The sequence below is a fragment of the Sphingobium limneticum genome (genome assembly GCF_008710155.1).
GTDB lineage: Bacteria > Pseudomonadota > Alphaproteobacteria > Sphingomonadales > Sphingomonadaceae > Sphingobium > Sphingobium limneticum.
In genome coordinates this window covers 125,427-132,582 of record NZ_VYPZ01000011.1, presented here as the reverse complement: position 1 = coordinate 132,582, position 7,156 = coordinate 125,427, and the positions used below count along the sequence as shown (strand labels likewise).

5 protein-coding genes are annotated in these 7,156 nt (G+C 63.1%); 1 reads left to right on the top strand and 4 read right to left on the bottom strand.

What is annotated here, in order from left to right; genetic code table 11:
- Window positions 1-252: 252 nt before the first annotated feature.
- The 4 genes from F4U94_RS14645 to F4U94_RS14630 all read right to left on the bottom strand — a co-directional run bounded on the left by F4U94_RS14645 (window position 253) and on the right by F4U94_RS14630 (window position 5,617).
- A complete protein-coding gene (locus tag F4U94_RS14645; protein WP_120253393.1) occupies window positions 253-1,263 on the bottom strand; it encodes an aldo/keto reductase in 1,011 nt (336 codons plus the stop codon).
- Window positions 1,264-1,265: 2 nt separating this feature from the next.
- On the bottom strand, window positions 1,266-2,435 hold the full coding sequence (gene pobA, locus F4U94_RS14640; protein ID WP_120253394.1) for a 4-hydroxybenzoate 3-monooxygenase: 1,170 nt from the start codon (window positions 2,433-2,435) through the stop codon (window positions 1,266-1,268).
- A gap of 191 nt (window positions 2,436-2,626) precedes the next feature.
- Complete coding sequence (locus tag F4U94_RS14635) at window positions 2,627-5,029, bottom strand: hypothetical protein (RefSeq protein ID WP_425505078.1); 2,403 nt, start codon at window positions 5,027-5,029, stop codon at window positions 2,627-2,629.
- 126 nt (window positions 5,030-5,155) lie between these two features.
- Complete coding sequence (locus F4U94_RS14630; RefSeq protein WP_211363301.1) at window positions 5,156-5,617, bottom strand: MarR family winged helix-turn-helix transcriptional regulator; 462 nt, start codon at window positions 5,615-5,617, stop codon at window positions 5,156-5,158.
- A 74-nt stretch (window positions 5,618-5,691) separates the two neighbouring features.
- Here F4U94_RS14630 and F4U94_RS14625 point away from each other — a divergent pair, with 74 nt between their 5' ends.
- A complete protein-coding gene (locus F4U94_RS14625; RefSeq protein ID WP_150411943.1) occupies window positions 5,692-7,143 on the top strand; it encodes an aldehyde dehydrogenase in 1,452 nt (483 codons plus the stop codon).
- Window positions 7,144-7,156: the final 13 nt, after the last annotated feature.

Sequence of the window (7,156 nt, the reverse complement as noted above, 5' to 3'; positions counted from 1 at the left end):
CCCTGATGGCAGCGCCCCGTCCGGTGAAAAGCCCTCTAAGTGGACCTGATGATTCGGTCAATAACGTTTTTGAACTTTCTGTTGCAGCCATCGAGAATGCCGACGCCTTCGCACGCAAGGCCCCGTATTTCCGGCCATTTCGCAATCGCAAAATAATCGGGCGTGGAAAGGCCATCGCCCATCCACGCCCCCGTAAAAGCCCATTCATCCGAATCAACCGACTGAACGGACAGGAGAATCATTCTCTCCGATTCAGGCGAGCGGTTCACCCGCCCATGTTTCGGTATCGACCTGTGCCTGCGCTTCGCGGGGATAGCGCGGCCCCGACGGCGCATCGAAACTGAAGAGGTCGTCCACAGCCGCAATCAGATCCGCCGGCCATGCGCGCGACAGGGTCGCCAGATCCTTGTCGAGATGGGCGATGCTGGTCGTACCAGGGATCGGCACGACATGATCGCCCTTGGCCAGCAACCAGGCCAGGCAAAGTTGCGCTGCCGTACAGTCAGCCTGATCCGCCAGCCCCTTGAGTTGCGCGATCAGTTGTAAATTGGCTTCCAGATGCGGCTGCTGGAAACGGGGCATGCTACCACGAATATCGCCCGGCAGCAGGTTGGCGGCATTGGGATTGCCGGCCAACAGACCACGCCCGAGCGGTGAAAAGGCCACGAATGCCGTGCCCAATTCTGCACAGGCATCCAATACGGCGATTTCGGGATTGCGAACCCAGGGTGAATATTCGGTCTGCATCGCCGCGATGGGATGCACAGCATGGGCACGACGCAGCGTCGCTGCTGACATTTCCGACAGGCCGATCGCGCCGATCTTGCCGGCCTCGATACCACGCACCAAAGCGCCGACCGATTCCTCGATTGGCACCTTGGGGTCCAGTCGGTGCAGATAATAGAGATCGATATAATCGACTTTCAGTCGGCGCAGTGAATCTTCCAAGACGCGGGTGATCGCAGCTGGCGAACCGTCCAGTCCGCGCTTGCCGTCAATCTCTCCCAACACGCATTTGCTCGCCAGGGTGAACTCATCCCGGCGATCCATCAGCGTCCGACCCAGCAACTCTTCATTCGCGCCAAAACCATAAAGGGCCGCCGTGTCGAAGAATGTCACGCCCACATCCAGCGCATGGCGCAGCAACCGTTCCGCATCTGCCGCGTCGGGGCGCGGCAGATAAGCATGAGACAGGTTCATACAGCCAAGGCCAATGGCCGAAACGGTGAAGGGGCCGATATTGCGGGTGGGAAGGCTGGTCATGTTTACAGGGGTAATCCTACATAATTTTCCGCGATCGTCGTCTGCGCCGCGATCGAGGATGCGATATAGTCGAGGTCGGCGACCTGCATCCGGCGATCGAACGCATCGCTATCGGGGAAGCGGTGCATCAGCTTCGTCAATTGCCATGAAAAACGTTCGGATTTCCAGACGCGGGCCAGCGCCTTGTCCGAATAGCCGGCCACCGCGTCGCTGTCATGACGTTTGAAGTAATCGATCAACGACTGAGACAGGTAATGCACGTCCGACATGGCCAGATTCAGCCCCTTCGCGCCGGTCGGCGGCACGATATGGGCGCTATCGCCCGCCAGCATCAGCCGACCGTGGCGCATCGGTTCGAACACGAAACTGCGCAGCGGCGCGATCGATTTTTCCAGTGCCGGGCCACGAGTGATATGGGCGGCCGCTTCCGGCCCCAAACGGGTGGCCAGCTCGTCCCACAGCCGATCGTCCGGCCATTCCTCGACCTTCTCGTCCAACGGCACCTGAATATAATAGCGGCTGCGCGTTTCCGACCGCATCGACGCCAGCGCGAAGCCACGAGCATGATTGGCATAGATAAGTTCATGATTGCAGGGTGGCACGTCGGCCAGGATGCCGAGCCAGCCAAAAGGGTACAGCTTCTCATAAGCCGTTGCGACCGAGGCCGGGATCGCCTTGCGCGATGGGCCGTGGAAGCCGTCGCAGCCGCATAGAAAGTCCGCGTCGATCCGATGGGTCGCGCCATCCTTGGCATAGGTGAGATAGGGCGTGTCGCTATCGACATCGTGCAGCGCGACGTCCGCTGCGTCGTAGACGATCTCCAGGCCACGGCCCGCCGCCGCCGCCATCAGATCGCGCGTTACCTCAGTCTGGCCGTAGACCATCACCTGTCGCCCCGTCAGTTCGGCGATGTTGATGCGGATCAGCCGCTCGCCGTCGGCCAGATGGAAGCCGTCATGCGGCAGCCCCTCAGCATGCATCCGTGCGCCCAGTCCCAACCGGTCCATCAGATCGGTCGTGGTGCGTTCCAACACCCCGGCGCGAATGCGGCCCAGCACATAATCGGGCGACGCCCGTTCGACGATCACGGCCTCGATACCCTCGGCGCGCAGCAGATGACCGAGCATCAGGCCGGCGGGGCCAGCGCCGACGATGGCAACTTGGGTCTTCATGATATCCTCTCCAATCCATACGGAATGAGAGGGATGGTGCAGCCTGCGGAGCAAGACGCCCATGGCTGCATCACCTTAACATTTGGATGATCCACCAGCCCTACACGCCGAATCGCGAGCCTTCAGCCTGTAAACAGGTAGGATATGGGCGGGATATGCCAAATCCTTGATGGATGATGCGACAGCCTGGCTTACGCCGCAGGCAAGGTCACCACGCTGTCGGGGGCATCGCGCAGACGCAAATAGAGCTTGCCGTCGAGCGGCGCGGGCGCCTTGAGCGCCGATCCGGTATAGCCCTGCGCCACCTGCGACGCCTGATCGAGCGAAGACGTCGCGCCTACAGCATCGATCAGGAACAGATCGCGACCCCGGATGGTGCATGCCTGCGCGTCGCCTTCGCACGCCACCGCATCGATCTGCGGCAGGCGGGCCAGCGTCACCAGCGGCTGCCAGTCGCTGGCCTCATTGCCGTGCAGCAAACGAAAGTGGAGTGGGCCGAAAAGTGCGGGGGCCATCGCCTTGGGGTCCAGCCGCGCCACCATAACCTTGGGGCCTTCGAGGCGCAAACCATTGGCCGCGGTCAGTCGGATCGGCGCCGCATCCTCATCCATCCGCGCTACTTCGATCACGTCGCTGGCACTCAGCTTCGTACCTTCGCCTGCCCGCACGGAAAAGACCAACTGACCATTGTCCGGCAACAGATTGTCGCCGTTCAGCGCCAGCGCCTTGCCATTTACCGGCGGCGCACCCAGGCTGATATCCTTGCTGAGCAACCCGACCTGGGGTCGTGCTGCCGCCATCGTAACCGCCAGAGTTACAGTGCGTCCGTCGCGAAGCCGGATCCGCGCCGCCATCTCGCTTCCGGCCTCACCCGCGCCTTTGTCCCCTTGCGCCACGAGCCGCAGCCGGTCCACAGCCCCGTCCCGCGTCAGTCCGTCCGGACGTAACAGCAGGCCACCGGCCTCCACACTCTCCACCTGATCCAGCCGCTGACCGGACAGCAGTGCCGCCTTATCCCCAGCATGGAACAACAACCCATCCAGCCGACTGGCTTGCGCATAGCTGCGCAACGACAGGGCGGCGGGCTGTGCAACGCCCTGATACTTCACCTCGATGCTGAGCGCGCCTGGCTTGCGGTCCGTCAACGGCACTGTCAGCGCCAGCCGATCGCGCCCCTGCACCTTCCAGTCCATCGGGCGGGGCGCGCCATCGCCCTGACGCAACATCACGCTTTCCACGCATGCGGGTGCACCGCCCTTCAGCACCAGCCCATTGTCGCGGCCAACCACCAGAGCGGCGTCATCGCCATCGACCTGCCAGCCCCCTTCGTCGGGCATCTGCAACATGAAGTCCGGCCCCTCGAAGCGGTCGAAGCCCCAGCGGCCATAAACATGACCCTCCACAGACCCCTTGAAAGCAGGAGGCAGGCCAGCGCCCGTCAGCACATAGCCACCGCGATCGGCCCTCGCGTCCAGTGACAAATCCGCAGTTTCGCCCGAAGGCGCCTTCAGCGCCAATTTTACGTCGCGCGCATAAGCGGTGGAAAAAATCAGCGGCGCCCCTTCCACCGGCAACACGGTTCCGGCCCGTGCCGCGCACACCGGCGCATCACCGGCACGGCGCAGGCGCGGTGGGCTGTCCGCTTCGATCGCAGGCATCGCCACGACCATTACGGACTTGGGCTTCTGGAAGGAGGGCGCGGCATTGAGCAGCAGCGAAATGCCCTCAGGCTTGCGCACGCTCAGTGTCGGCAGATAGTCGAATTGCGGGCTGCTGAATGCGCCGAATATCTTTGCGATGTCGCGCACCACACCGATATAGGGACTGTAGAAACCATAGCCCGCTTCCCGCGTGGAGGCGAGCTGCATGGCAAGGTCGGTCGGCGCGCCGGTCAGCGTTTCGGCCAGAGAACTGCTGTGCACATCTGCCAGCACCAGCGATTCCCGATTGTCGAGCAGGCAGGAGGCCTGCATCTCGACCACCTTCGACAGGCAATCCTCGTTCAATTTGATCGAAAGACTGCGCGCCAGCGTCGGCGCGACGCTGCGCAGATATTCGGGATGGCTGTTTTCCTGCGCCTTGATCGCCAGCATGAACGCGTCCAGCCGCGACCGGTCGAGCGATGCCTGGTTGAGATCTTGAGTCGCACGCACGAATTCGCCCGGCTTACCCCGCACCGCGTCAGACAGCACGCTTTCCGCGCCACCGGTATCGGGTACCAGAAACAGCACCATCTGGCGCGCACCCTTGGGCACGGTCAGGACCAGCGCCTTGTCCTTGTCCTTCTTCTTCCATGTTTCGGCAAACTGCACCCAGTCCTTGGGCGGCGGGTTGGTCGCCCCGCGCAGGAAGGCCGACACCAGGATGAAGCGCGCGCCCTGATCGGTCGGCAGGTCCGCCTCGACCGACAGGCGATCGCCTTCGGACAGGCTGGGCACCTGCGCGATCGGCAAACTCTGGTCGCCGCGCATCACCAATATGTCCAGCGCAGGGCCAGGCATTTCGAACGGCGCAGGCTCGGCTGCTCCCAGGGACAGCGGCGTCAGGATAGCCAGCGCCATCGCCCCCCAAGCACAGCGGGTGGCTCGCGTCATCCTGTTGATCGGCATTGGCGTCATCTGTTCGTCCGGTATCCTGTTGGCGCGACCCAGACTTCGCCTTTCCCACATGGGCCGGCACAAGCCAAGAGTGGAAGGGTAACGCCCCACCCAGCGCGCGGTTCACTCCGCGCCCGCTTCGCCTTCCTCGGCGATCAGGCGTAACGCCTCCCGCAACAGGGTAACGTCCTTGCCCGCCAGCAACCGCTCGAACCGGGCCTCATGCCTGTCCATGATTTTGTCGACCTGCGCCCGTAGCGCCTCGCCACCTGCCGTCAGCGACAAGGCCAGACTGCGGCCGTCGACCGGCGATTTTTCCAGCAAACCACGTCCTGCCAACGCAGCGATCAGCGGCACCATATTGGCCCGCTTGATGCCCAGCATCCGTCCGATATCGCTCTGAATACAGCCGGGATTGGCGCCGACCAGAATCAGGATCGTCCCTTCGACCGGCCGCAGCCCGATGTCTGCCAACGCCGACCCCAGCCCCGCCATCATCGCCGCAGAAGCGCGCCGCAGCATGTAGCCAAGGCGTGCCGCAACCGGGTCTTGCAGGCGGTCGACGGGGGCGATGGGCTTGTCCATGGCGCCGGCAATAATGCTATTGCCTAGAACAATCAACATTGCTATGTTTCATAACAATAAGAAGGAGACGGGATATGCCTGCATCTGAGATCGCCCTGCTGATCGGGGGCGAATCGCGCACTGCCGCCGCCAGCTTCGAACGCATCAACCCGGTGACGGGCGCCGTCGCGACCATCGCGTCCGCCGCCAGCATCGCGGATGCCACCGCCGCCGTGGACGCAGCGCAGGCGGCCTTCCCTGCCTGGTCGGCGATCGGCCCCAACGCCCGTCGCGCTGCTTTGATGAAGGCGGCCGATGCGCTGGACGCGAAGGCCAGCGACTTTATCGATGCGATGATGGAGGAAATCGGCGCGACCGAAGGCTGGGCGCGCTTCAACCTAATGCTGTCCAGCTCCATGGTGCGCGAAGCCGCCAGCCTTACCACCCAGATCGGCGGCGAAATCATTCCTTCCGACAAGCCCGGTTGCATCGCCATGGCCATTCGTGAAGCGGCAGGCGTCGTCTTGTCCATGGCGCCCTGGAACGCGCCGATCATCCTTGCCACCCGCGCCATCGCCGTGCCGCTGGCCTGCGGCAATACGGTCGTGCTCAAGGCGTCGGAACAATGCCCCCGAACTCATGGCCTGATCGTGCAGGCCTTCATCGAGGCCGGCCTTGGCGGTGGCATCGTCAACCTCATCACCAACGCCCCGCAGGATGCGGGCGATGTTGTCGGCGCGATGATCGACCATGTGGCCGTTCGGCGGGTCAACTTCACCGGTTCGACCGCCGTGGGAAAGATTATTGCCAAGCGCTGCGCGGAAAACCTCAAGCCCGTCCTGCTGGAACTGGGGGGCAAGGCACCACTGATCGTGCTGGAGGATGCGGATCTGGATGAAGCGGTGAAGGCGGCTGCCTTTGGCGCCTTCATGAATCAGGGTCAAATCTGTATGTCGACCGAGCGGATCATCGTCGTCGATGCAGTGGCGGACGAATTTGCCGCCCGGTTCCAGGCCAAGGTCGCGACCATGATCGTGGGCGACCCGCGCGAGGGCAAGACTCCTCTGGGTGCCGTGGTCGATACGAAGACCGTCGCCCATGTCCAATCGTTGATCGACGACGCTCTGGCCGCCGGCGCGACGCAACTGAACGGCGGGCAGGCCCATGGCGTGCTGATGCCCGCTCATGTCATCGACGGTGTGACGCCTGAGATGAAACTGTTTCGCGACGAAAGTTTCGGCCCGGTCGTGGGCATCATCCATGCCCGCGATGAGGCCCATGCGATCCAACTGGCGAACGATACCGATTACGGCCTATCGGCGTCCGTTTTCACCCGCGACACCGCACGCGGCTTGAAGGTCGCGCGCCAGATCCAGTCGGGCATCTGCCACATCAACGGTCCCACCGTGCATGACGAAGCGCAAATGCCCTTCGGCGGCACCAAGGCGTCGGGTTACGGCAAGTTCGGCGGCCGCGCGGGGATCGACAGCTTCACCGAGCTGCGCTGGATCACCATGGAAACCGAGCCAGGCCATTATCCCATCTGATTTTATCCCTGTT

Coding starts and splice junctions, on each gene's coding strand:
- F4U94_RS14635 (WP_425505078.1), bottom strand. CDS start 5,029: ATGACGCGAGCCACCCGCTGTGCTTGGGGGGCGATGGCGCTGGCTATC.
- F4U94_RS14625 (WP_150411943.1), top strand. CDS start 5,692: ATGCCTGCATCTGAGATCGCCCTGCTGATCGGGGGCGAATCGCGCACT.
- F4U94_RS14645 (WP_120253393.1), bottom strand. CDS start 1,263: ATGACCAGCCTTCCCACCCGCAATATCGGCCCCTTCACCGTTTCGGCC.
- F4U94_RS14630 (WP_211363301.1), bottom strand. CDS start 5,617: ATGGACAAGCCCATCGCCCCCGTCGACCGCCTGCAAGACCCGGTTGCG.
- pobA (WP_120253394.1), bottom strand. CDS start 2,435: ATGAAGACCCAAGTTGCCATCGTCGGCGCTGGCCCCGCCGGCCTGATG.